Origin of the sequence: Amycolatopsis sp. NPDC051716, assembly GCF_040681595.1 — a bacterium.
Taxonomy (GTDB): Bacteria; Actinomycetota; Actinomycetes; order Mycobacteriales; family Pseudonocardiaceae; genus Amycolatopsis.
On the sequence record NZ_JBFAZA010000004.1, the window covers coordinates 291,592 to 316,656 of the forward strand.

Genomic DNA, 25,065 nt, shown 5'->3' on the forward strand with positions numbered 1-25,065 from the left:
GTTATCGGCCGTCAGGTCGCGAACCCGAGGCTCAGCCAGAGCGCGACGGTCGCCGCGGCCAGGCTCAGCGGGGTCGTGAGCGCCCCCAGGGCGTGGAAAGTCCTCGGCGAGGGCGGCTTCGGGAGCGTCCGGCGCCACAGCAGGGTCGCCAGTGAGCCGAGGTAGGTCGCGTTCGGGCCGATGTTGACGCCGAGCAACACCGCCAGCAGCACGCCCGGCGCCGGGTGCGGGCCCAGCACCGACAGCAGGATGAGCGTCGCCGGCAGGTTGTTGACCAGGTTGGCCAGCAGCGCCGCCACGCCCGCGGCCACCAGCAGGTCGACCAGGCCGGTCGCGGACGGCAGGACCTCGCGGAGCACCCCGCCGAGGACGTGCTCCGACACGGCCTCGACCACGACGGCCAGGCCCAGCACGAACAGGCACAGCTGCGGCGCCGCCTCGGTGACCAGCTGCCACGGCCGGATCTTGCCCCGCGCCACCGCCCGCACGCCGAGGATGAGCGCCGCCAGCGCGGCGATCCAGACCGGCTCGACGTGCCCGAGCTGCCCGACCGCGAACCCGGCGAGCGTGAGACCGAGGATGACGAGGGCGAAGGTCGGCGTCTCGAGGTGCTGCCGCGGTTCGGGCGTCTCGCGCGGCCGCAGGTCGGTCTTGAAGAACCACAGGAACACGACCAGCTCGACGGCGATCGTGACCAGCCACGGCAACGCCATCAGCGCGGTGAACCCGGCGAAGGTCAGCCCGGACGCGGCGAAGGCCAGGAGGTTCGTCAGGTTGGACACCGGCAGCAGCGTCGACGCCGAGTTGGCCAGGTGCGCGCAGGCGTAGACGTGCGGCCGCGCGGGGAGTTCGAGGCTGCCGGCGGTGGCGAGGACCACCGGGGTGAGCAGCACGACGGTGGCATCCAGGCTGAGGATCGCGGTGACCCCGGCGGCGGCGGCGAAGGTGAGGACGAGCAGCCGCCGCGGCCGGCCGTGGCACGCCTCGGCGAGCCGGTTGCCGAGCCAGGTGAAGACGCCGTCGACACTGGCCAAAAAGGACAAAAGCAGGATCGCGGCGAGAAAGCCGAGAGTGGGCAGGATTTCCACGGCCCGCGCCCCGGCGGCGGCGGGCGGCACGAGCCCGAGCAGAAGCACGACCCCGGCGGCCGGCACGGCGGCGACGGCTTCCGGCCACCCCCGCGGCCGGACGATGGCGAAGACGAGCACACCGGCCAGGAGCAGCAGGCTGGCCGCGCCCGCGAGGAGGTTCACGCGTTCACGCTAACCGCGGCCCGGTTTTGTCGGTGCCGCCGGGTAGCGTGGAGAACGGGGGGCGCCCCCGCGGGCGGGAGTCCAAACTGGACATAGCCGCCCGAAGCGGTGGGCCGAAGTGCGAGCTTGCGCGGCCTTGGCTCAGAGGGTCTCCGCGGGGCTGCGCGGCGGGGCTTGCGGAGGTCCGGAAGCGGCTCAGCGCCCTCTCGCGCTTGCACCGTGCGCACCCCTCCGCTGCCTCAGGCTCAGCGGCCGGGTGGTGCACCGGCCGAGGCTGCGCGATCCGAGACGGTTCAGCGCCCCCTCGCGCTCGCCCACGCCCGCAACCTCCGCTGCCTCAGCTCAGCGGCCGCCGGGTGCTGCACCGGCTGAGCCTGCGCGATCCGGGAACGGCTCAGCCCCACCCGCGTGCTGCACCAGCCGAACCTGCGCGACCCGCGAACGGCTCATCGCCCGCCCGCGCACACCGCCCAAAACCCGAGCTCAGCGACCATCCACCCGCTGCGAAGACTTCGCCAGCGCCCCGCCGAGCTCCGCCCGCCCGGGAATCCCCAGCTTCCGGTACGCCCCGGACAGGTGCAGCTCCACCGTCCGCCGCGTCAGGTGCAGGGCCGTGGCGATCTCCCGGTTGGTCAGTCCCTGGGCCGCCATCACCGCGATGCGGTTCTCCTGCCGGGTCAGCCCGTGCTCGTTGTCCTTCGCCGGCGTCAGCGCGCGCCGCGAAGAGCGCAGCTCCTCCGCCGCCCGGCGGGCCAGCGGGCGCGCTCCGCACTGCTCGCTCAGCTCCACCGCCTGCCGGAGCGTTTCGATGGCCTTTTCGGACTGGCCGTGCCGGGACTGCAGCGTGCCGAGCTCCGTCAGGGCCGTCGCCAGCTGCAGGCGGGCCGGGGACGATCGCAGCGTCGTGATCGCCTTCTGCAGCGCCCGCTCGGCCTCGTCGTCCTCGCGGACCAGCCCCAGCGTCGTGAGCGCCGTGCCCAGTGGCCGTGCCGCGCCCCAGCGGGCCGAGGCGTTGATGTCCTCTTCGGCCAGGCGGGCCGCGTCGTCGGTCTGGCCGAGGGCCAGCGCCGCCCGGGCCGCGTGCGCGCGCCACGGCACGAACCCCGGGAACCGCATGCCGTGGTGCGCCAGGCGCCGCCCGCAGCTGAGGAGGTCCTCGAACCCGAAACGCGTGTACCCCGTCGCGACGCGCAGGCGGCCCCGCGCGTACAGCAGGTACGTGTGCGTGAACAGGCCCTGGCTCGCGACGAAGTCCATCCGGTCCAGCAGGGACGTCGCCGCCTCGAACCGGCCGAGGTCCACCCAGCACTCGACGAGCTTCGCCGCGCACAGCACGCCGACCGGGCAGGTCGTCGTCCCGCCGCGCTCGTCGAAGCGGCGCAGCAGGGACTCGAAGTGCACGCTCGCCCGCTGCAGGTCGCCGCTGGCCTGCAGCGCGATCCCGCGGGCCAGGGTGGGCAGCGCCCCGTGCGGCACGTGCACGTCCCACGGCTCGCGCTCGACGTCGAGGACCCGGCACAGCCGGTCGACGTGCGCCGGCTCGTCCGCGAGCACCGCGGTGGCCAGCGTGAAGAAGTAGTGCTGCTCGAACAGCTCGCCGCCGTCGTCGCCATTCAGCGCTCGGGGCGGCGCCCCGGCTTGATCCAGCTCCCGGGGGCTCCGGGTGTCGGGGGCCCCGGCGCGGGGCGGCGCCCCGGCTTGGCTCAGCGCGTCCGCGAAGTGCCCGACGGCGTCCGGCGCCGACTCGCCGCTGCGGACGGCGTCCAGGGCCAGCAGCGCCGAGCGGCTCCGCTGGGCCGCCGGGTCGGTCAGCGGCGCCCACTGCTCCTCGAAGTCGCGGAACTCCGGGGGCGGGCCGAGCCGGCTGCCGGCCTCGGCGAGGTAGGTCATGCAGAGCAGCGGCCACACGGCGTCCGGGCCGCCCGCGTCGAGCCGCGCCGCGATCTGGCCCGCGGCGCTGATCCCGAGCCGGGCGTCCTGGCCTCCGCAGAGCGACAGCAGCATCGCCGTGGCGATGTACGCGGCCGTCTCGCGGTTGCCGACGGTGTCGACGGCTTCCCGCACCCGCTTCGCCGCGCCGGGCGGGTCGAACTGGAACTCCGCGTGCGCGAGCTGCAGCAGCACGGCCATCCGGCGTCCCGAGGTCAGCCGCTCCTCCAGGGCCCGGCGCAGGTGCCGGGCGGCCAGCTCGGACCGCCCGGAGAACACCGCGTCGCGCGCGCTCAGCCGCAGCACGTCCACCGCCCACGGGATCCGGATCGACGTCGCTTCCAGCAGGTGGGCGGCCACGCGCTCGGGCGGTGCACCCGCCTCCGTCAGCAGCTTCGCCGCCCGGGAGTGGTTGACCGCCCGCGTGGTCTGGGGCATGTCCTTCAACAGCGAGTTGCGGACGAACGAGTAGGTCAGCGTCGGCTGGTCGCTGTTGTTCAGCACGTGCAGCCGGACCAGGGTGTCGATCGCCTGCAGCGCGTCGAGCTCGTCGACACCGGCCAGCCGGGCCAGCAGGTCGAAGCCGGCGTCCTCACCGAGGATCGCCGCCGCGTGCAGGATGGCCGGCGCGTGCGGGAACTCCTGCACCCGCGTGGTGAGCACCTGCCCGATCAGCGACGAGCCGAGCTCGTGCGGGTCCGCGCCGGGCAGCAGCCGCGGCCGCAGCGCCTGCAGCAGCACCGGGTTGCCGCCGGTCGCCTCGCGGCAGGCGGAGGCCAGCTCCCCGGGGGCGAGGCTGAGGATCTCCGCCGCGGCCGCGTCGCCGAGGCCGTTCAGCGTGATGGTGACCGGCGTGCTCCCCACCATGTCCAGCAGCGCGACCTCGCGGTGCGGGGGATAACCGATGACGGACGTCAGGACGAGCAGCACCGGCCGGTCGAGCACGCGGCTGCGGAGGTAGGCCAGGCAGCGCATGGACCAGGCGTCGGCCAGGTGGATGTTGTCGATGCCGAGGAACAGCGGACCCCGCTCGGCCGCGTCGCGGACGATCCGGAAGAACAGGTCGAGCGCTTCGCTCTCGCCGGCCGAGCCGCACAGCTCGGCGACGGGCGGGCGCGGGGGTGCCTCCGGCCCATCGAGCGCGTCGGCCAGCTGGCGGACGAGCCCGCCGGCCAGGTGGCTTTCCAGCCGCGACCCGGTGGCCGTCGCGACGGTGAAGCCCGCGTTCGCGGCCAGCGCCCCGGCGGTCCGCAGCACGGCGCTCTTGCCCATGCCGAACTCGCCGGCCAGCACCGCGCTGGCGGCCGTGCCGCCCAGCACGACCGGGAAGAGCCCGGTCAGGCGGCCGAGCTCGGGCTCGCGGCCGGGGAGCCGCGGGGCGGGACGCTTCGGTACCGAAGCCCCGCTGGCGGGGTGCTCGGGATTTACTTCGGTATCCACCGTAAGGACTTTCATGTTGGGTTGGGGCAGACTACTGGAAACCGGCCGACCACGGGAGACACCGCGGACCGCGGCCGGTACCGGCCACGACCTGACCAGGGGAGACGATGGACGCAGTGGATGCGAACCGGGTCCTCCCCGCGACCGGCCGGACCCCGCAGAGGGCCATCGTCGCCACGCCGAGCGCGAGCAGCAGCAGCGGGCCGGCCACCGGTCCCCGCAGGGCCGCCGCCCCGGCCGACTTCCGGCGCCGGGCCGCACCGTCCCCCGGCGGCAGGTAGCCCAGCCGCACCGCCTCCGCCAGTGCGCCGGCCACCGGGGTGAACCCGGCGACCCGGGTCCGGCAGCGGGCACAGCCCAGCAGGTGGGCTTCGAACTCTTCCGGATCATCGTGGACGCCGAGCCCGTAGGCCGCGGCGTCCCCCTTCCGCTCCCTCATCGGATCGTCACTTCCCCGAGCGCCTTCCGCAATTGCCGCATCGCCGTGTACAACCGCGATTTGACAGTTCCCTCGGGAATTCCGAGAATTTCCGCCGCCTGTCGAACGGTGTTTCCCGCGAGATAAGTCTCGTAGATGACGGACTGATATTTGGCGTCCAGTTCCCGCAATGCCCCAGTAATCGTTAGCGCGGCTAACGAGCTGTCCGTGCGGTCCGTGGACTCGGCGTTTTCCGGGATCTCCAGAGCGACCTCCTGCGGGCGGACGCGGCGATTCCTCCAGCCGTCGATGACGATCCGCCGGGCCACCGTGAGCAGCCATCCGCGCAGCATTCCGGGCTCGCGTTCGAGCGAGTCGGAGTGCTGCCAGGCGCGGATCATGGTCTCCTGCACCACGTCTTCCGCCCACTGCCGATCATGGTTGGTCAGGCTCATGACCTGCGCAAACAGCGTGGCGCGGAAGTCTTTGTAGAGCAGCGGGACGAGGTCGTCTCGCGCGGCGGGGCCGGTGTCGACCGCGGTCGCGGACGACGCGTAGCCGACGTGGCCGCGACCTTCTCTTCCCGGTGCTTCCATAAAGCTCGCAACCTCACCTGACTGGCGGACCGTGGGGTCATCGGAGCGTAGCGCAAAATCACTTAATAGGCCATATGCATTAGTTTCACGCCTCAATTCGATGCAGTGTGGGCGCGCGCCGCCGCAGACCGGTTCACAATGGGTGTTGTGATACACATCACAGGTCACTAAAAGGTGACGGCGAGAACCGGATCACACCTTCTCCCCGTAACAGGAGGTGAGGACTTCTTTGCGAAGGGACAACGGGGATGCCGCTCCGATTCGTGGCGTTGCTGGCCGCTGCGACCGCGCTCGTGCTGGGCTGTGCCGTGCCGGCGTCGGCCGGGGAACTGCAGCAGTCCGACCGCGCCCTGCTGACCCGGCTCAAGCAGCACACGCTGTGGTCCGTGCCGTCGAGCAGGCTCGCCGCCGACCGGGCCACCAACCGGCGGGTGCGGGCCGTCGCCGTCCGCATCGCCGACGACCAGGCCCGCCTCGACGTCGCTCTCCGCGCGGTCGCCGACCGGCTCGCCGTCACCCTGCCGGGGGAGCCGACCGACCAGGAGCGCGGCTGGGCCGGCGAGATCGCCGCCGACTCCGGCGACGCGTTCGACCGCGCCTACGTCAACCGCCTCCGCGCCGAGTACGGCACGCTCTTCGGGCTCGCCTCCGACGTCCGCGCGGGCACCCGCGACGACGACGTCCGCGCGTTCGCCCAGACCGCCGTCGACACCTCCCTCGGGCACCTGACGCTCCTGGAGAGCACCGGGCTCGCCGAGACCACGTCCCTGCTCGTCTCCGCCACCGAGGACGACACCCTCGGCGGCGGTGCCCTCGCCGCCGGCGCCGTTCTCGTGGCCCTCGCCGCCGTCGCCACGTTCGGCCTGCTCCGCCTGCTCGGAACCCCCGGCAGGCCCTCGCCGCGCACCCGGAGGTAAGCCGCCCCATGTCCCTTTCCGCCGCGCTGATCCCGGTGTCGCCGCACGACACCGGGATCGCCGAGGCCGCCGCGCTGTCCGGCCGCCTCACCTACCTCTGCATGTGCCTGACGCTGTGCTGGGGCGTGCTGGCCGCCACCGGCTGGGTCCGCCGGTTCAGCGGCCAGGACGCGATCCGCACCGGGCACGTCGTGCTCGCCGCGTTCACCCTCGCCACCGGGACCATGCACGGGCTGACCTTCCTCTTCCTGGAGGACGACCCCTTCGGCGTCGCCGACCTGCTCCTCCCCTTCTACGACGGCACGCCGCGGCACGCGCTGGGCATCGCCGGCCTCGAGCTCGTCATCGCCGTGTCCGTGACCGCGGGGCTGCGCCGCAGTGCCGGCGAGGGCCGCTGGCTGCGCTTCCACCAGGCCGGGTACCTCGCCATCGGCCTGCTCGCGGTGCACGCCTGGCTCGGCGCCATCGCGAGCGGGCACCTCGCCGTCGTCTGGCTCACCGGCATCACGCTGCTCGTCCCGCCGGTGCTGCTGTCGGTCCTGCGCGTGCTGCCCGCCGCGGTGCTGGCCCGCGCGGGCCTGGTGACACCGCCGCCCGCCGGGGACGACCCGGAGCCGGCCACCGTGCGCGTCGACGTCGACAGCGAGCGCTGCCACGCCTACGGGGTCTGCCAGTCCGAGGCGCCCCAGGTCTTCCAGCTCGGCCTCGACGGGCAGCTCGCCTACGAGAAGCGCCCGGGTGCCCAGCTCGTCCCGCACGTCCAGGCCGCCGCGCGCGCCTGCCCCATGAGAGCCATCCACCTGTTGGGAGCCACCCGATGAGCGAACGCATCGTCATCGCCGGAGCCGGCCTCGCCGGCCTGCGCGCGGCCGAACGGCTGCGCGAACTCGGGTTCGACGGCGAAGTCGTCGTCCTCGGCGCCGAACCCGACATCGCCTACCACCGGCCGGCACTGTCCAAGCAGCTGCTCACCGGCGCGGTCAGCCGGGCCGACACGCTGCTCGCCGACCCCCTCGAGGTCGACGCCGAATGGCGGTTCGACACGCCGGTCACCGCGCTCTCGCCGAACCGGCAGGTCGTCCACCTCCGCGACGAGGAACTGCACTACGACGGCCTGATCATCGCCACCGGCGTCGAACCGCGCCGGATGCCCGGCGCGCCGCACGGCCACCCGCGCGTGGTCGTCGTCCGCACCCTCGCCGACACGATCGCCCTCCAGCGCGCCCTCGCCAGCAACCCCGGCCCGGTCGCCGTGATCGGCGACGGCTTCATCGGCTGTGAAGTCGCCTCCAGCCTCCGCGAGATGAACCGCGAGGTCGTCCTCTTCGGCCGGGCGAGGTCCCTGCTGGCCGACGTCCTCGGGCCCGACATCGGCGAATGGCTGACGGCGCTGCACACCGCCCGCGGCGTCCGCCTCGAACTCGGCACCACGATCCGCCGCTGGCGGCCCGCGCCCACGCACGTCGGCCTGGAGTTCGCCGACGGCCGCGCGCTCGAGGTCGCCTGCGTCGTCGTCGCCGTGGGCAGCGTCCCGGCGGTGTCCTGGCTGCGCGGCGCCAAGCTGCCGCTCGACGACGGCGTCGTCTGCGGACCCACCTGCCACGTCGTCGGCTCGTCGACGATCGTCGCGGCCGGCGACGTCGCCCGCTGGCCCAACCTCCGCTTCGACCCTGCGCCCCACCGGGAGGAGCACTGGCTGAACGCCGTCGAGATGAGCCGCGCCGCCGCCCAGAACCTCCTCGCCGGCCCCCAGGGCTCGCCGGCCTACACGCCGGTGCCGCGCTACTGGTCCGAACAGCACGGCGTCCGCATCCAGGTCGCCGGCCGGCCGTCCCTGGCCACCGACACCGTGCTGCTGGAGTCGCCGGTCCCGGGCACCCGGCCCATCACCGGCTTCGTCCGCCAGGGCCGGCTCGTCGGCCTGATCGGCCTCGACAGCCCCGCCGCCGTCCTGCACTGGACGGCCGAACTGGCCCGCCAGCACCCGGCGCCCGCCGAGCCCCCGCCCGAGGTCCGGCCCCGCCACCGCACCGGGGCGGTGGCCGGCTACTGAGCTACGATCCAGCACGCGGACGAGCTGGCAGGGCGGTCGCGGGCCGGGGCGACCCGGCCCGAGGAAAGTCCGGACTCCGCAGGGCAGGGTGGTTGCTAACGGCAACCCGGGGTGACCCGCGGGAAAGTGCCACAGAGAAGAGACCGCCCCCGGCCGTGCTTCATTCGGACGGGGGTAAGGGTGAAACGGTGGTGTAAGAGACCACCAGCGTCCCGGGCGACCGGGACGGCTAGGTAAACCCCACCCGGAGCAAGGCCAAGAGGGAGCCCCCGGGCTCCTGCGCAGGCGTTCGAGGACGGCCCGTCCGAGCCTGCGGGTAGGCCGCTGGAGCCTGCCGGCGACGGCAGGCCGAGATGGATGGCCGCCGCCCCGCGAGCCGCAAGGCGACCGGGGAACAGGATCCGGCTTACATGCCAGCTCGTCCGCCTCCAGCCCGGTACCCAGCCGGTCGGCCCGCGTACCCCGAGGGTCGGCCTGCGTACCCAGCCGGTCGGTTCGCGTACTCGGACGGTCGGCTCTCCAGCCGCCCGCCGGTACGCAAGCCGACTCTCCAGGTACGCAAGCCGACCTGCCAGGTACGCAAGCCGACTCTGCAGGTACGCCAACCGACCCTTCAGGTGCGCGGGCCGACCCTCCGGGTACCTGGCTCGTGGTTCCGCCGGGTGGTTACTCGGTAGTAGGGTGCCGGTATGTCGGGTGACGAGAAGCGGTTCAAGGCGGCTTTCGATTCTTTGCACGCTTTCTCGTACTTCGCGCCCGAAGTCGATGCCGCGCTCACCGGCATCGGCCTGCGGCCGGGCCGGATGCCGTACTTCGCGAGCCGGTCGGCGGCCATGGGGGCCGTCGGGCCCGAGGTCGTCGCGGCCACCTTCTACAACTTCAACCCCGAGGTCGTCGCCCGCGTGATCCCGCGCGCCTGGACCCTGGCGACGCCGGACCAGGTCCTGGACGCGCGGCTCGAGGGCGTCGACCAGGCGCTGACCCGCCTGCTCGGCGACCACGTCAAGAGCGACGAGGTCGCCGAAGCCGCCGAACTCGCGCGCGAGGCGAGCAACGGGTGCACCGGCGAAGGACGTCCCCTCTACGCCGCGCACGCGGGGCTCGCCTGGCCGGGGGAGCCGCACCTCGTCCTCTGGCACGCGATCACCCTGCTCCGCGAGCACCGCGGCGACGGCCACATCGCCGCCCTCCTCCTGAACGGCTTGAGCGGCCTGGACGCCCTGGTCACCCACGTCGCCACCGGTCGCGGGTTCGCCACCGCCCCGGCCAAGCTGACCCGCGGCTGGAGCGACGAGCAGTGGGCGGCCGCCGAGGCCGCGCTGACCGGCCGCGGCATCCTCGACGCCGAGGGCGGGCTCACCGAGGCGGGCACCACCATCCGGGCCGCCGTCGAGATCGCGACCGAGTCCGCCGCGCGGGCGCCGTGGCTCCACCTCGGTGCCGAGCGGACGGCCCGGCTCGAAGAGCTGTGCCGCGGGCTCAGCCGCCGGATCGTCCAGGCCGGCGCCTTCCCGGACGGCGTCTTCCGCCGGCCGATGAGCTGATCGACCAGTCAAGATCACGCTATGTAGTGAAAAAGTTGTGAAGTTTCGGGCACCCCGTGACGGACAGCACTCGCGTCGAAGATCGACATGGCCGCCGACCGGCCAAGCGTTGTCACAGAGCGGACTCGGGGGACGCGGCCGTTCGTGTCATGCAACACTGTTCCAGGCCGCACAACGGCCAGAGCACCAGTACCCACAGTGAGCAAATCCCGAGCAATGGGGTGAGTTCGTCAGCACACTGAGAAGTATGGGTGGCCGGGGTTCAACCCGAGGGCCCTTGCCGCGATGATGGTGGGCGTGGAGATTTCGTGTGCCACCCGCGCCACGCCGGTTGACGAGCCAGCCGGTCTCTACGCTGTGCACTTTGACCACTACCCCTCGTAGCCCCCATGATGTTGTTCGAAGCACCGCCTGAGCCAGAACCGCGCGGGCTCCACCGCGCACCGGGAGTATCGCGATGATGACCTTGACCACCCTCGACACGCTGGCCGCCGGCGAACTGGGCACGGGCAACGTGCGCCAGTGGCTGCTCGACAACGTCATCCCCCTGGTGCTGCTGGCCGTCGCACTCCTGCTCCTGTGGCTGGGCGGCGGTAAGGGCGACAACGCCGGTGTCATGCGCCGGCTCGCCGGCGTGGTCATCGCGCTCGCCATCATCGGTCTCGCGGTCAGCGGCGCGGGCGTGAACGTGGGCCAGTGGATCGCCGGCCTGTTCACCGGCTGAGACGGGGTCCGCGTGCGCATCAGGACCGACGACGAGGTGTACCGGGTCGACGCCGTGTGGCTCGGCCCGCCGAAAGCGACTTTTCCCTGGAGAGCCCGGTACGTCGCGTGGCTCATCGGCATCCCGACGTTCTTCGTGGTCCTCGGCGTCGAACGCTGGGCCGGGTGGAGCTTCGGGTTCTTTTCGACGGCGTGGGGCTTCATCGCCACCATCGCGATCACCCGGCTGCTCACGGCCAAGATCAGCCACGAGCGCCCGCTCGGCACCGTGGTCGCGATGGCGGGCCGCGAGCTGAACACCCCCCGGGTACGGACCACGGGCACCGGAGGCGCGGTCAGCGCCAGCCGCGTCCGGGTGCGGGCCGAGCGCCCGCTGCCGAAGCACCGCCGCAGGCGGCAGTACCAGCACCACGGCGGCCCGCCGGGTGCCACTCCACCCATGCCCCCGCCACCACCCTCAACGGGGGCGCTTCGCGCCACTGCGCCGGTTTACCAGGGAGCACCACGAGCGCGCCGGAGCCGGGGCAACTCGGCTCGGGCCGGGAGGTAGTCGTTGTTCGGTCGCGGCGGTAGCCGAGGAAAACGGGGTCGGGACACCCACTCGGGCGGATGGCAACCGCCCGAGCAGGTCCGCGCGTCGCGGAACGGCTCGGGGAACAAGGCGCGCCTGCCCGGTGAGCAGGCGATTCCCGCGTACACCCCGTCGATCGCGGTGCGCAGCATCGACGGGCACCTGGTCCGCACCGGCGTCGAGGTCTACGCCTGGTACCGGCTGGCGCCGCAGCGCTGGTCGTTCCGCTCGGACTCCCAGCGGCGCGACCTGATCGCCGCCATCGCCGGCCAGTACGCCGAGCTGCAGGGCCGCTGGCTGCACCTGCGCGTGACGAACCGCCCGTACCCGATCCGGATGTGGGCCGAGGCGCACGTCTACAACGCGCACGGCCGCCCCCACGACGTCCCGGGCGCGCTGTCCTTCGACGACTACCTGATCGGCGAGCAGCAGCAGCTGATGGGCCGCTCGATGGCCGAAAAAGAGGTCTACATCGGCGTCCAGGTGCAGACCCGGCGGATGGTCGACCGCGCGGTCGAGCGGGCCGCGCCGGTGCTGCGCAAGATCCTGCCCGAGGCCGTCGACGCCGAGCTGACCGCGCTGGACTCCGAAGTCGAGCACCTCGACCAGGTCATCGGCAGCGCCGGGCTGGAAGGCCGTCCGGTGCACGCCGAGGAGATGTCCTGGCTGATGCACCGCTCGTGCTCCCTCGGCCTGCCCGCGCCGCGGAACATGCCCGCCGTGCCGGGCGCGGCCTGGGAGCCGGAAGACCTGGCCAGCTTCACCGACGCCGCCGACTACTACGCCGACCCGTACGCGCCGACGGTGACCGTCCGCGGCCGCACCGGCTCCAACGCCGGCGTCTCGCGGCACCTGGCCGTGCTCACCGTCGGGCAGATGCACGGCCTGCAGATCCCCGAGGTCGACGACCCGTGGATCCAGCACGCGGACCGGCTGCCGGCGGCGGTCGAGGTGTCCGCCCGGATCTACGTCCGGCGTCCCGAAGAGGTCGCCAGCGAGCTGCAGCGCCAGATGAACAAGGTGCGCTCGCAGGTCAAGCACTACACCGACGAGCACGAGCTCGAACCGCCGCAGTCGCTGTCGCGCCAGGCCGGCCGGGTGCTGGAGATCGACGACGAGATGACGTCGGGCTTCACCGCGCTCGCCACCCGCGTCCGCTCCTGGTGGCGGCTGGCGGTGTCCGGCCCGACCGAGCGCGACGCGCTGCGCCTGGCCCAGCAGCTGCTCGACCTGTACAAGCCGAAGATCGCCATCGAGCACCCCGAGGCCCAGTACGCGATGGCCCGGGAGTTCATCCCGGGCGAGCCGCTGGCCTCGGCGGCGTACATGCGCCGCGGTTCGGTCGTCTGGGCGTCCTCGGCGGTCCCGACGGCGACCGCGGAGGTCGGCGACCGCCGCGGCATCCTGCTCGGCGAGACGTGCACGGCGACCCGGCGCCCGGTGGCCTGGGACCCGTGGATGGCCCAGGAGATCCGCGACGGCTCGGGCCTGACGGCCATGGTGGCGGGCCTGGGTGGTGGTAAGTCGTTCCTCGGCGGCGGCATTGTCTACAAGACGCTGCGCGCGGGGGCCAACTGGACGATCCTCGACCCGTCAGGCCCGTTGTCGCGGCTGTGTGACCTGCCGGAGCTGCGGCCGTACGCGCGCCCGATCAACCTGCTCAACGCCCAGCCCGGGATCCTGAACCCGTACCGGGTGGTCGCCGAGCCGCTGATCGAGCACTTCATGGACGAGGACGACCCCGAGCGCTCCTGGCGCCGCGAGAAAGCCCTTGCCGGCGCGACGCGACGCCGTCTGGTGCTCGACGTGCTGAGCGGTGTGCTGCCGTACGAGGTGTCGCGGATGGCGCAGACGCGGATCGTGCTGCTGCGCGCGGTCCGCGCCGTCGGCGGCCGCTTCGACGCCGATCCGGGCCAGGTGATCGATGCCCTGCGCCGGGATTCTTCGGAACACCACGAGCACGCCGGCGTCGTCGCGGACTTCCTCGACGAGATGCGCGAGCGGATGGCGCTGCTCATCCCGGAGACGGACGCGGACCCGTACTCGGAAACGCGTGACGACCGCCTGACGGTCCTGACGATGGCCGGCCTGACCCTGCCGAAGGACGGCGTCCCCCGCGAGTACTGGACGGACGCGGAATCCCTCGGCGTCGAGATGCTGAACCTGGCGGCGTGGCTGACCCAGCGGTCGGTGTACGAGAAGCCGAAGGAGATGCGCAAGGGCGTCTGGATCGACGAGGCGTTCTTCCTGTCCGAGGTCCCGACCGGGCGCGTGCTGATGAACCGCTTCGCGCGTGACTCGCGCAAGTGGAACGTCCGCGTGCTGCTGTCGTCCCAGATCCCGGCGGACTTCCTGAAGATCCAGGGTTTCGTGACCCTGCTGGACTCCGTGTTCGTCGGTCGTCTCGACGACGACGACGCCCAGGCCGACGCTCTCCGGCTGCTGAAGGTGCCCGTCGGAGTCGGCTACGAGCAGGTCGTGGCGGCCCTGGGCCGACGTCCGGGCGCCCAGCAGCGCGGCTTGGAGCGAGACGTCGAGCCCCGCCAGTTCATCTTCGGCGACGGAGCAGGGGGCGTGGAGCGCATCCGCGTCGACTTCTCCGGCCCGCACCTGGACCACCTGCGGGCGGTCATGGACACGACCCCGGGGTCGAAGGACGCGGCACCCTCGCGGCGTCCGGGCAACGAGCTGGCACTGCCCCCGGAGGAGAAGAAGCCGTACGTCGCGGTCCCGCCGGAGGACGACATCGAGCTGGAGCAGGACTTCGAGCTGGCGGCGGAACTGGAGGTCGGCCTGGCCGACGAGAACCTCCTGGGCGCACCGGACCCATTGGCATCCGAGACAGGCGAAGTGGAGGGCGGCGTCCAGCCGTCGAACGGGCAACAGCACGCCCGGACCGGCGGAAAGGGCGGCACCGGCCGGGACGCCGCATGAACGCGGCCCGGGAACGAGGCGTGCGCGCGGATCAGGGCGCGGGCCCCGGCCGCCGGGTCGCGGGCCGCCGCACCGAGCCGGCTCCCGGCACGGCCGCGGGTGGTGCGGCATGAACACCCTGTTGACGTTGGCGGTCCTGCTGACGCTGGCCGCCGGGTGGCACGCCGCGAAGCGCCGCATCAAGGGAGGCTCGCCGGCCCGGCGCGTGCCGAGCCGCAAGGCGACCATGTTCGCCGTGATGCTGGTCCTCGGCCTGCAGGCCATCGCCACGGCCCCGGCGGCCAGCGCGGCGGCGTGCGGCGAAGCGCCGAACCCGGAACGCCCGGGCGCCGGGATGGTCGGCGCGATCGACCCGCCGGAGGGTCACGGCGAGCCGAACAGCGCCTACATCGACTACAGCTACGCCGGCATGGTGTGGAACACGTTCGAGACCGACTGCTCGGGGATCAACCTGACCCCGGCCGGGTCCACTTTGGACACCTGGGGTGGCAACCAGCTGTTCAACCTGGGCAAGAACATCGTCGGCGCCACCAACTCGCTGCACTACACGGTGCTCGAGGGTGGCCTGCTGAACCCGATCTACAACGCGGTGAAGTCGGGCGCCGAGAAGGTCTACAACAACATCTACGCCCAGCTGTTCGGCCTGGTCGCGCTGATCCTGTCGATCATGATGTTCCGCAACATCTGGCGGGGTGACCTGGCGGCGGTCAGCAAGCGGGCGCTCTACGCGCTGGCCGGGGTGTGGCTGGCGGCGTCGTCACTGGCGATGCTGCGGTACTTCGACCCGATCGACAAAGCGATCGTCCAGACCACGACGAACATCCAGGCGGGGTTCGTCGACGAGAGCGGCGACCGGATCGTCCGCGACATCCTGCCGACCCAGCTCCACACGCAGATCGTCTACAACAACTGGCTGCGCGGGGAGTTCGGCACCCCGGCGGCGCCGCAGGCCGAGCAGTTCGGCAAGCCGCTGCTCGACGCTCAGGCGTTCACCCGCAACCAGCTGGTCAACGGTGACGACGGCAACCAGGCCGTCATCGACGGCAAGAAGAACGCCTACAAGGACATCTCCACCAAGCTCGGCCCCGCCACCGGCTACTTCACCGGCGAAGCCGGCGGCCGCACCGGCGCCGGGTTCCTCTCGCTCGGCCAAGCCCTCGTCTACTCGCTCTTCCAGCTCCTGGCCAAGGCGAGCGTCCTCCTGGCCCAGGTCCTCATCCGCCTCTTCGCCCTCACCGCCCCGCTGATCGGCCTCGTCGCCCTCCTGCACCCGGAGATCCTGCGCCGCGTGCTCAAGGTCGCCGGCGGGGTCGCCTTCAACCTCGTCGTGCTCTCCGTGCTCGCCGGCGTGCACGCCCTTCTGCTGCAGGCCATCTTCGACGCCGGCAACTCGCTGAACATGCTCACGCAGATGGTGCTCGCCGGGCTCATCACCGTGCTGCTGTTCATGGTCGGACGCCCGGTGCGGCGGCTGTGGCAGATGGTCGAGATGTCGGTCAGCATGGTCGGCGCCGCCGTGCCGTCGCCGGGCGGCGGGATCTTCTCGCGGTTCCGGCGCAACCGCAGCGGGCCGACGCCGCAGGACGAGTTCTGGCAGAACGTGCGCGACACCGACGACGTCGTCGACGGCGAGCAGCGCGGTCCGCTCGGCGCCACCGCCGGCGGTGGCCGCTTCCGGCCGGAAGCCACGATCTTCGCCAACGCCCAGCGCCTCGACAACTCCTCGAGCGCGTCGCGGCCGGCCGCCGCCTGGTCCGGTGCGTGGCCGGGGGCCGTCCGAGCCGGCGGCTCCGCGGGCGCGCTGCCCGCGGGCGGCCGCCCCGGCGCCCCGGTGTTCGGCCAGTACAACCCGGCCAACGGCGACGGCGGCGAGTACGTCGTCGTCGGCGCGGGTGGCCGCCCGACGACGCGGGAGGAGAGCCGGCGCGTCGACACCTCGCCGGTCGCCGACCGGCGCTGGAGCGACGAGCCCGAGCCCGTCGTCGTGCCGTCCGACCTGCGCGCGCCCGAATCCGGCTTCAGCGACCTCCCGGCGCAGGACGCGCCGCGGGTGCCGGGCGTGCGCGCCCAGCCGCGTCGCGTCGACCCCGAAGTCGTCGCGGGCAAGCCGGTCTTCGTGCTGTACCGGCCGTCGCGGGGCATCGAGGTCCGCGAGGAACCGCGGGACACCGACCACGTCATGGGGCGGTGACCGATGCCGATCCGCACCAACCGCGGCCGCGCCGCGGTCTACCGGCGCCTGTGGGGCTGGCCGCTGCGCTCGCCCCGGCACCTGATGGGGACGCTGATCTTCCTGGCGATCCTGGTCACCGCGCTCGGCATCGTGCTGCCGAAGGTCGTCGGAAAACCGCAGGCCAAGGCGTCGCCGCCGGGTCCGGGGACGACCACCACTTCGATGACGACGACCGCCCCCGGCGTCGCGGCGCCGGTCCCGACGTCCAACCTGCCGACCCGGCTGTCCACGCCGCTGGCCACCCCGACGCCGACGACGCCGAACGCCGACGCCCTCCGCGTCGCCAAGCAGTGGGCCACGGCCTGGGTCAACCACCCGGACGGGATGACCTCGGAGCAGTGGGTGGCGCAGCTGAAGCCGTTCACCACCGAGGAGTACCTGCCGGTGCTGGCGACGGTCGCCCCGGAGAACATCCCGGCGAAGAAGGTCACCGGTGAACCGGTCGCCGGTACGTCGTACGCCAAGTCGGTCCAGGTCACCATCCCGACCGACGGGCCGAAGCTGGCCATCACGGTGGTGAGCACGAACGCCGGCTGGCGGGTCGCCGACTACGACCAGGCGCACTGACCGTGCGGCGCCTGGGGTTGTGGCTGGGGCTGGTCGTGTTCCTCGCGATCGGCGCCCTGGTCGTGACCGCGGTCGCCGCCAAGGTCGTCATCGACAACCAGCAGGCGCAGGCCCGGGGCGTGTCCCTGACGAGCTGCGACGCTTCGGTCGGGCCGACGCAGCCCGGCCAGGGCGACCGCGGCACGGTCGACGCGTCGAAGCTGGACGACGAGCAGCGCGGCACCGTCGCGGTGATCATCTCGATCGGCAAGCAGCGGTCGCTGGCGCCCCGCGCGTGGCAGATCGCGATCCAGGCCGGGATGGCCGAGTCCGGGCTGCGCAGCCTGACCTACGGCGACCGCGACTCCCAGGGCATCTTCCAGATGCGGCCGTCGATGGGCTGGGGCTCGGTCGCCGAGATCACCAACCCGACGTACGCGGTCAACAAGTTCTACGACGTGCTGCTCGCGGTGCCGGACTGGGAAAACCGGCGGCCCGGCGAAGCGGCGCAGGCAGTGGAGCGCTCGGGCTTCCCGGAGGCGTACCACAAGTGGGAGCCGATGGCGGCGACGCTGGTGCAGAACGTCGGCCAGGTCGTCGACGTCGTCGCCTGCGGCACCGGCATGGGGGCGCTGCTGCCGCCCAGCCAGGCCGCCGCGAAGGCGATCAGTTTCGCGCTGGGCGAGCAGGGGAAGCCGTATGTGTGGGGCGCCACGGGACCGAATTCCTACGACTGTTCGGGGCTGATGCTGCGGGCTTACGAGTCGGCGGGGATCATCCTGCCGCGCGTCTCACGCGACCAGTACCACGCCGGCGCGTACCTGCCGGTGCGCGACGCGCAACCCGGTGACCTGCTGTTCCTCGCCACCGACCCGTCCGACCCGTCCTCCATCCACCACGTGATGATGTACCTGGGGGACGAGAAGGTCGTCGAGGCGCAGCAGACCGGCGTCCCGGTGCACACCCGGGCCTTCTCGTTCGGTGAGCGCGAACTCGTGCCGCAGGCGGTCCGCCCCGGCGTTTAGCATGGGTCGCGAGGGCCTGGACAGGATCGCACCGATTCACCCGACGTCGCGGCGCCTTCCACGAGCAGGTGGCCGCGTACTGGCAGAGGATGAGCACGTGGGACGCAAATTCGGCAGGCGGGGCAAGCCCGGATCGGGCGAGCCCCGGGACCCGGCGGCGCTGTTCGGCGCGCCTCAGCCGCCCCGGCAGAGCGCCCGGCCCGCGTCCAGCACCCCGCTCGCCGACCAGCTCGGCCAGGGCTACCCGGGGGTGGACGCGGGGTACGTGGTGCTGCCTCGTTCGCTGGCCGAAGGCATGTCGCTGCCTTGGCAGCACCAGATGGCGGCGCTGCTGGCCCAGTTCCACGCGGAGCACGCGGGGCTGGCGTGGCCCATTTACCGGGTGGTGCCCTCGCGCTACGAGAAGCTCGCGGACCTCGACGAGGAGCAGCTCGCGGAGGCGGGCTACCTGGTGGAGATGGACGCGGACGGCGAGATGGTCTACCGCGAGCGCAGTGGCCGCAAGGTCGAGGATCCCGAGAACACCTCGGTGCTGGTATCGAGCCTGGACCCGATCCCGAAGCCGGCGCCCCGGCAGGCACCCCCGGCGGCGTCACCATCCGGGCACGTTCCGGCGGCGGCCCCGGCACCGATGAACATCGGCCCGGCGCCGGTTTGGCGGACGGTGCCCTACCCGCCGCCGGCGGCGCCTGAGCAGCACGGGTGGGCACGTTCCGCTCCGGAGGAGGCACCCCAGCCGGGCCGCCGTCATGACCCGGCGCCGCCGGCTTCGGCGGCTTCGGCTTCGGCGGAGCCTCAGCGGTCGGTGGCGGCCGAGTCGGAGCTGCCGGGCCCGGTGAAGGCGCCCCAGTCATCCCCGCGACACGCGGCGCCTGTGCCGGAGGAGCGCGGCGTGGCGGGGGAGCAGCGGTCGTCGGCTGTGGAGCCGTCCGCTCGTCCGGAAGCGCCTGCTGCGCCGGTGCCCGCCGAACCGGTGACCCGGCCTGAGAACTTGGCGTCCGAGCGTGGGGTGTCGTCGCCCGAGACGGTGGCGCCTGAGCAGCCTGCGGCTTCGGTGAGCGAGCCTGCGGCGGGAGAGATCCCTCGCCCCGAGCCACGGCCGGCTGCAGAGCCGGCTCCGGCTCCGCAGGATGCGGATCATCCGGAGGCCGCCGCCTCGGCCTCGGCCCCGGGCGAACCGGTGTCGGGGGATGAGGACCGGTCAGACGTTGCAGCACCGGCACCGGTCGAACGGGAGGCCGCGGAGTCGGCCCCGGGCGAACCGGCGTCGGCGGATGCGGTGAAGCACGAGGTTGCGCCGTCCTCGGACGAGTCGGTGCCTCGGGACTTCGACCAGCCGGAGGGCGCTACTTCGGCATCGAGTGAGTCGGAGCCGCGCGGTGCCGAGCCGGAGGCTGCGGTCTCGGCATCGGGTGAACCTGCGGATCGGCAGGAGGTCCCCGCCTCGGCCGCAGGCGAATCGCCGCGAGAGGCGGATCGGCCGGAGACCGCCCGTTCCGCCTCGGCGCCGTGGGATGTGAGCCGGTCCGAGACTGAGCCAGAGTCGGGGCCGGGCTCCGACCAGCCAGAAGTGGCCGTGCCGCGGGAGGAGGAGCAGGCCGAGGGTGCGGTATCGGCATCCGCCGGACCGGTGCCGCAGGACGCAGCGCACCCGGAGCCGGCGGACCCCGCGGTGCCGTCGAACGAGCCCCCAACTGAGGCGGCTGCATCCACGCCCGAGCCCCCGTCGGCCGAGGCAGGCCGTCCCGAGGCGGCCGCGCCCACTCCGGTGGAACCGGAGCGGGTCCATGGGAGGCCCGAGTCCCAGCCGAGGTCGTTCACCGCGCCGCTGGAAGTGCCACCCGCGACATCGCCGGCTGCGCCCGGTGGCACGCAACCGGCCGCCGAACCACAGGCGCCCTCCGATGCGGTTCCGCAGCCGACGGCGCCTTCGGCCAGCGCACCGTCTGCCTCTGAATCGCAGGTGACGCCCGATGTGGCTTCCCAGCCGACGGCCGCCTCGGGAGCGCAGCCGTCCGCCGAGGCGCGGGTGGCGCCTGATGTGGCTTCCCAGCCGAAGATGGCCCCGGGCGATGCGCCTCGGCCCGCTTCATCGGAGACGCAACCTCCGATGATCGGCACGCATCTGCCCAAGCCGCCCTGGGGAACTGCCGACCTTCCGGCGACCGGTTTCGGTTCGGCACCAGGTCCCAGCCCGGCGCCGGCCCCGGCGCACAGCGCCAGCCCCGTGCCGGGTGCTGCCCCTGCGCAAGGCGCCGATCCCGCACACGGCACCGGCCCGGTGCCGGGCGCTGCGCCCGACAACGGCACCGGCCCTGCAGCCGCTCAAGGAGCGCCCAGCCCGACTCGCGACTTCTCCCCACCGGTCCCGAGCCCCGCACCCAGCGCTCGCCACCAGGCGGATGTCGCGCCTGCGCAGAGCACGGGCCTGACCGGTCCCGCGCCAGTACCCAGCTCCGCGCCTGCCCCAAGCCAGGCCGGTTCCCCGGCGGCACCCGGCACACCTCAGACGCCCGGCTCGGCGCAAGGCGCCGGCCCAGCAGGTTCCCCGATGTCGCCTGGCACCAGCCCGGCCGCTACTCCCACGGCACCCGGCACCACGCCGGTTCCCGCGCAAGGTGCCACCGCAGCACCCGGCACCACGCCGGTTCCCCACGCCGCGCAAGGCATCCCGGCCGGCAGCGCGCCGGTTCCCAATCCGTCGCAAGGTGCCGTCCCGGCGCCCGGCGCCACGCCGGTTCCCCACGCCGCGCAAGGCATCCCGGCCGGCAGCGCGGCGGTTCCCAATCCGTCGCAAGGTGCCGTCCCGGCGCCCGGCGCCACGCCAGTTCCCCACGCCGCGCAGGGCACCCCGGCCGGCAGCGCGCCGGTTCCCAATTCCGCGCCAGGCGCCACCTCAGCGCCCGGCGCCACGCCAGTTCCCCACCCCGCGTCAGGCACCACCCCGGCGCCCGGCACCACGCCGATTCCCCACCCCGCGCAAGGCATCACCCCAGCACCCGGCATCACCCCAGCACCAAGCCCCACCCCACCCCCGAGCTCCACCCCGCCCGCACGCCCCAAGCCGGTCTTCCCGGGCCCGGAATCAACCCCCCAGCCGTTCCCCGCCCGGCACGCGGCCCCAGCTCGGCCCGTCTTCCCCGGCCCCGGGACCATGCCGCCCGTTCCCCCGGCCGCGCCGAACGCCCGGCCCGTTTTCCCCGGGAAAGACACGCCGCTTCCGCAGCCCTCGCGCCAAGAGCCCGAAACCCCGCCCCGGGGTACCGCGCGTGGCTGGTTCGATGAATTCCCCGAGGCCAAAGAACCCAAAGAGCCCGAAGAACCCCAGGACTTCGGCCCCACCGGGCAGCCGACCGAGATCCCCTACCGGTACAAGCGCTGAAAAACCGGCCCGCGGGTGCGAACCTAGGACCATGTCCAAAGACCCGAACCCGGACCAGGGGTGGTACTACAACACCCGCACCCACCAGGTCGAGCACCTCGAACGCAGCCGCAGCATCGACCTGCTCGGCCCGTACCCGGACGAGGCCACCGCCCGGCGCGCCCTCGAAATCGCCCGGGAGCGCACCCGGCGGGCCGATGCCGAAGAAGACGACTAAACCGTCAGCCGCGGGCTGAGGACGAACTCCGGGTCCACCTGCGAGACGAGGTCGGCGCCCGCCCAGGCCTGGGCGTTTCGCAGGTGGAACTCGACCGCTTGACGCTGGTAGCGCGCCCAGTCGCGCTGCTCCGCGTCCACCGTCGCCTGCATCGAACGCAGCGTCGAGAGGTTGCGCGGCTCGAGCTCGGTGATCGGCCGGGCCGTGCCGCGCTCCGCCGCCCGCACGTGCCCCGACGCCGACATCCAGCCCAGCAGCGCGCCGCCGACCTGGTCCTGCAGGAACTCGACGTCGTCGGCGTCCGTCACCTTGTTGCCCACCACCACGAGCCGCACGCCGAAGTCGCGGGCGTAGTCCGCGTACTGGCGGTACACGCCCACACTGCGGATCGTCGGCTCGCACACCAGGAACGTCACGTCGAACCGGGTGAACAGCCCCGACGCGAACGCGTCCGCGCCCGCCGTCATGTCCATCACGACGTATTCGCCGTCGACGTCGACCAGGTGGTTCAGCAGCAGCTCCGCCGCTCCCACCTTCGAGTGGTAGCACTTGACGCCGAGGTCGTCCTCGTCGAACTGGCCGGTGACGCCGAGCCGCACGCCGCCCAGCTGCCGGAAGCACGCCGAAAACACCGGGTTGTCCTCGAACGGCCGGACCAGCCTCGATCCGCGGCCCGGCGGGGTCGTCTTGATCATCGACGCCGCGTCCGGGATGCGCGGGTTGTCGCCGCGCAGGTACTCCTTGATCAGCGCCATGTTGTCGCCCAGCGTGGGCCAGGCGAGCGCTTCCTCCTCGGTCGCGCCGAGCGCCACCGCGAGGTGCTGGTTGATGTCGGCGTCGATGGCGAGCACCGGCAAGCCGGCGTCGGCGAGGTACGCGACGAACAGCGACGACAACGTGGTCTTGCCGCTGCCGCCCTTGCCGACGAACGCGATCTTCACGGGAAAGCCTTTCCGGTAATGATGACGGTTTTCATTACTACCGGGCAACGTACACCCGACCGGCCCGCGCCCGATCGGGCGATCTCCGGGCCCGGAGCGGGTTAGGGTTGGGGGGTGCCTCCCCTCGTGATCAGGACACACTCGGCGGGCGGGGACTTCGGCCCCCTGCGTGCCGAGTTTTCGCTGCCGGAGTCGTTCGGGCCCGACGTGCTGGCCGAGGCGGAGGCCGCGGTGCTGGATCCGCTGGCCAGCGCGGGTCCCCGGGAGGACGCGACGGACCTGCCGCTGGTCACCATCGACCCGCCCGGCGCCAAGGACCTCGACCAGGCGATGGTCGTCGAGAAGACCGCCCACGGCTTCCGCGTGCACTACGCCATCGCCGACCTCGCCGCGTTCGTCCCGCCCGGCGGCGCGCTCGACCGCGAGGCGCGCCTGCGCGGGCAGACGCTCTACCTGCCCGACGGCAACGTCCCGCTGCACCCGCCGGTGTTGTCCGAAGGCGCGGCGAGCCTGCTGCCCGGCGAGGTCCGGCCCGCGGTGCTCTGGACCATCGAGACCGACGAAGCCGGCGAGCCGACCGCCACCCGGGTCCGCCGCGCGCTGGTCCGGTCCACCGAGCAGTTCGACTACGAGACGGTGCAGGCCGCGCTCGAAGCCGGGAACCCGCACCCGTCGGTGGCCGCGCTGCCCGAGCTGGGCCGGCGGCGCCGCGAGCTGGCCGTCCGGCGCGGCGCGGTGGAGCTGCAGCTGCCGGAGCAGGAGATCACCGGTGACCCGGACGGCGGCTGGGTGCTCGCCCGCCGCCCGCGCACCGCCGTCGACGCCTGGAACGCCGAGATCTCGCTGCTCACCGGGATGGCCGCGGCGCGGATCATGCTCGACGCGCGGATCGGCGTCCTGCGCACGCTGCCCGACCCGGAGCCCGAGGCCGTCGACTGGCTGCGCCGCTCGGCCGAAGCGCTGGGCATCGCGTGGGCGCCGGAGGCGACCGTTTCGGAGTTCTTGTCCCGGCTGGACCCGGGACAGCCGGCGTCGATGGCGCTCTACGCCGACACGACCCGGCTGCTGCGCGGCGCGGGCTACACGGCGTTCGACGGCGAGCTGCCGGCCCTGACGACGCACGCGGGCATCGGCGGCGCGTACGCGCACGTCACCGCCCCCATCCGGCGGCTGGTCGACCGGTTCGCCACGGAGATCTGCCTCGCCGTCTCGGCCGGCCGCGAGGTCCCGGAGTGGGTGCGCGCGGCGCTCGACGACGTCCCGGCGCGGATGAGCGCGTCGGACACCCTCGCCGCGAAGGTCGAGCGCGCGTGCATCGACCAGGTCGAGGCGTGGGTGCTGGCCGAGCACGTCGGCGGCGAGTTCAGCGCGGTGGTGCTGCGCGCGGACGAGAACAAGGCGGAGATCCTGGTCGAGGACCCGACGGTGATGGCGAAGTGCGCGGGAGAACGGCTGACCGCGGGCGAGCGGATCGCCGTCCGGCTGACCGCGGTCGACGTCGACAAGCGGAAGGTGTCGTTCGAACGCGCATGACCTACCTCGTCGACGATCTCGGTGAGCCGGTGCCGCTGTCCGGACCGGCTTCGCGGGTGGTGTCGCTCGTGCCGTCGCTGACCGAAGCGGTCGAGGTCAGCGCGCCCGGCCGCCTCGCCGGCGCGACGGACTACTGCACGCATCCCGCCACATTGGACGTGCCGCGCGTCGGCGGGTCGAAGTACCCGAAGCTGGACCGGGTGCTCGACCTGGCGCCGGACCTGGTGCTGGCCAACGCGGAGGAGAACCGCCCGGAGGACGTGGAACGCCTGCGCGCCAACGGGATCCCGGTGTGGGTGATGGCCGCGGCGGCTTCGGTGCCCGCCGCGCTGGGTTCGCTGCGCCGGATCCTGACCCAGGCGTACGACCTGGACGAGCCCGACTGGCTGGTCGCCGCGGAAGGGGTCTGGCGCGAAGTCCGGCCGGTGCGGTTCCACGCGGTGGTCCCGGTGTGGCGCAAGCCGTGGATCGTCCTGGGCCGCGACACGTTCGCGGGCGACGTCCTGCGCCGGGTCGGTGTGGCGAACGTGTACGCGACTGCGGAGGAGCGTTATCCGCGGCCGGACGTGGAGGAGCTGCGGGCGCATTTCGCGGCGGACGCGGACCTGCTGGTGCTGCCGGACGAGCCGTACGCGTTCACCGAGGAGGACGGTCCGGACCACTTCCCGGACGCGCCGTATGTCCTGGTGTCGGGCCGGTATCTCACTTGGTACGGGCCGTCGCTGGTCGACGCGCACGCCGCGTTGACGGAGGCACTGGCCGGGCTGTGAAGCCGAAGCCGGCCTCCAGGGCGGCGCGCACGGCTTCGGC

The 25,065-nt window shown here is 72.9% G+C and carries 18 protein-coding genes and 1 other RNA gene; 14 read left to right on the forward strand and 5 right to left on the reverse strand.

Annotated features, from left to right (window positions below; genetic code table 11):
- Nucleotides 1–11 precede the first annotated feature (11 nt).
- The 4 genes from AB0M30_RS07485 to AB0M30_RS07500 form a co-directional block, all read right to left on the reverse strand.
- Nucleotides 12–1,253, reverse strand: coding sequence for an SLC13 family permease (locus tag AB0M30_RS07485; RefSeq protein WP_364581118.1), 1,242 nt, complete (start codon nt 1,251–1,253; stop codon nt 12–14).
- 483 nt (nt 1,254–1,736) lie between these two features.
- Nucleotides 1,737–4,622, reverse strand: coding sequence for an AAA family ATPase (locus AB0M30_RS07490; protein WP_364581120.1), 2,886 nt, complete (start codon nt 4,620–4,622; stop codon nt 1,737–1,739).
- A gap of 31 nt (nt 4,623–4,653) precedes the next feature.
- Nucleotides 4,654–5,061, reverse strand: coding sequence for a hypothetical protein (locus AB0M30_RS07495; protein WP_364581122.1), 408 nt, complete (start codon nt 5,059–5,061; stop codon nt 4,654–4,656).
- Nucleotides 5,058–5,636 carry a sigma-70 family RNA polymerase sigma factor gene (locus AB0M30_RS07500; protein WP_364581124.1) on the reverse strand — a complete coding sequence of 193 codons (579 nt, stop codon included), beginning with the start codon at nt 5,634–5,636 and terminating at the stop codon, nt 5,058–5,060. Before AB0M30_RS07500 ends, AB0M30_RS07495 begins: the two co-directional genes overlap by 4 nt.
- Nucleotides 5,637–5,884: 248 nt before the next feature.
- Here AB0M30_RS07500 and AB0M30_RS07505 point away from each other — a divergent pair, with 248 nt between their 5' ends.
- The 12 genes from AB0M30_RS07505 to AB0M30_RS07560 all read left to right on the forward strand — a co-directional run bounded on the left by AB0M30_RS07505 (nt 5,885) and on the right by AB0M30_RS07560 (nt 21,781).
- Nucleotides 5,885–6,553, forward strand: a complete 669-nt coding sequence (locus AB0M30_RS07505) for a DUF4142 domain-containing protein (protein ID WP_364581127.1) — start codon at nt 5,885–5,887, stop codon at nt 6,551–6,553.
- Between the two features lie 8 nt (nt 6,554–6,561).
- Nucleotides 6,562–7,374 carry a ferredoxin gene (locus AB0M30_RS07510; protein WP_364581130.1) on the forward strand — a complete coding sequence of 271 codons (813 nt, stop codon included), beginning with the start codon at nt 6,562–6,564 and terminating at the stop codon, nt 7,372–7,374.
- The gene (locus AB0M30_RS07515) at nt 7,371–8,606 is read left to right on the forward strand and encodes an FAD/NAD(P)-binding oxidoreductase (protein WP_364581132.1); all 1,236 of its coding nucleotides are present in this window, start codon (nt 7,371–7,373) and stop codon (nt 8,604–8,606) included. The genes AB0M30_RS07510 and AB0M30_RS07515 overlap by 4 nt, the downstream gene beginning before the upstream one ends.
- A gap of 20 nt (nt 8,607–8,626) precedes the next feature.
- Nucleotides 8,627–9,031: RNase P RNA component class A (gene rnpB, locus AB0M30_RS07520), an RNA gene on the forward strand.
- Between the two features lie 264 nt (nt 9,032–9,295).
- A complete protein-coding gene (locus tag AB0M30_RS07525; RefSeq protein WP_364581135.1) occupies nt 9,296–10,150 on the forward strand; it encodes a hypothetical protein in 855 nt (284 codons plus the stop codon).
- 457 nt (nt 10,151–10,607) lie between these two features.
- Nucleotides 10,608–10,874 carry a hypothetical protein gene (locus AB0M30_RS07530; protein ID WP_004562703.1) on the forward strand — a complete coding sequence of 89 codons (267 nt, stop codon included), beginning with the start codon at nt 10,608–10,610 and terminating at the stop codon, nt 10,872–10,874.
- Nucleotides 10,875–10,886: 12 nt separating this feature from the next.
- Nucleotides 10,887–11,423 carry a hypothetical protein gene (locus tag AB0M30_RS07535; protein WP_364581137.1) on the forward strand — a complete coding sequence of 179 codons (537 nt, stop codon included), beginning with the start codon at nt 10,887–10,889 and terminating at the stop codon, nt 11,421–11,423.
- 3 nt (nt 11,424–11,426) lie between these two features.
- Nucleotides 11,427–14,378 (forward strand): ATP-binding protein, encoded by a 2,952-nt coding sequence (locus tag AB0M30_RS07540; protein ID WP_364581140.1) that lies wholly within the window; start codon nt 11,427–11,429, stop codon nt 14,376–14,378.
- A 109-nt stretch (nt 14,379–14,487) separates the two neighbouring features.
- The gene (locus tag AB0M30_RS07545; protein WP_364581143.1) at nt 14,488–16,569 is read left to right on the forward strand and encodes a magnesium transporter; all 2,082 of its coding nucleotides are present in this window, start codon (nt 14,488–14,490) and stop codon (nt 16,567–16,569) included.
- Nucleotides 16,570–16,572: 3 nt separating this feature from the next.
- Nucleotides 16,573–17,178, forward strand: a complete 606-nt coding sequence (locus tag AB0M30_RS07550; protein WP_364581144.1) for a hypothetical protein — start codon at nt 16,573–16,575, stop codon at nt 17,176–17,178.
- Between the two features lie 2 nt (nt 17,179–17,180).
- Nucleotides 17,181–18,182, forward strand: a complete 1,002-nt coding sequence (locus tag AB0M30_RS07555; protein ID WP_364581145.1) for a C40 family peptidase — start codon at nt 17,181–17,183, stop codon at nt 18,180–18,182.
- Between the two features lie 3,413 nt (nt 18,183–21,595).
- A complete protein-coding gene (locus AB0M30_RS07560) occupies nt 21,596–21,781 on the forward strand; it encodes a hypothetical protein (RefSeq protein WP_360183831.1) in 186 nt (61 codons plus the stop codon).
- Here AB0M30_RS07560 and AB0M30_RS07565 read toward each other — a convergent pair.
- Nucleotides 21,778–22,722: an ATP-binding protein gene (locus AB0M30_RS07565; RefSeq protein WP_364581148.1), complete on the reverse strand. Its 945-nt coding sequence runs from the start codon at nt 22,720–22,722 to the stop codon at nt 21,778–21,780. The genes AB0M30_RS07560 and AB0M30_RS07565 overlap by 4 nt on opposite strands.
- Nucleotides 22,723–22,848: 126 nt before the next feature.
- Here AB0M30_RS07565 and AB0M30_RS07570 point away from each other — a divergent pair, with 126 nt between their 5' ends.
- A complete protein-coding gene (locus AB0M30_RS07570) occupies nt 22,849–24,255 on the forward strand; it encodes an RNB domain-containing ribonuclease (protein ID WP_364581151.1) in 1,407 nt (468 codons plus the stop codon).
- Entirely contained in the window at nt 24,252–25,025 is a 774-nt protein-coding gene (locus AB0M30_RS07575) for a helical backbone metal receptor (RefSeq protein WP_364581153.1), read from the forward strand. The genes AB0M30_RS07570 and AB0M30_RS07575 overlap by 4 nt, the downstream gene beginning before the upstream one ends.
- The last annotated feature ends 40 nt before the right edge of the window (nt 25,026–25,065 follow it).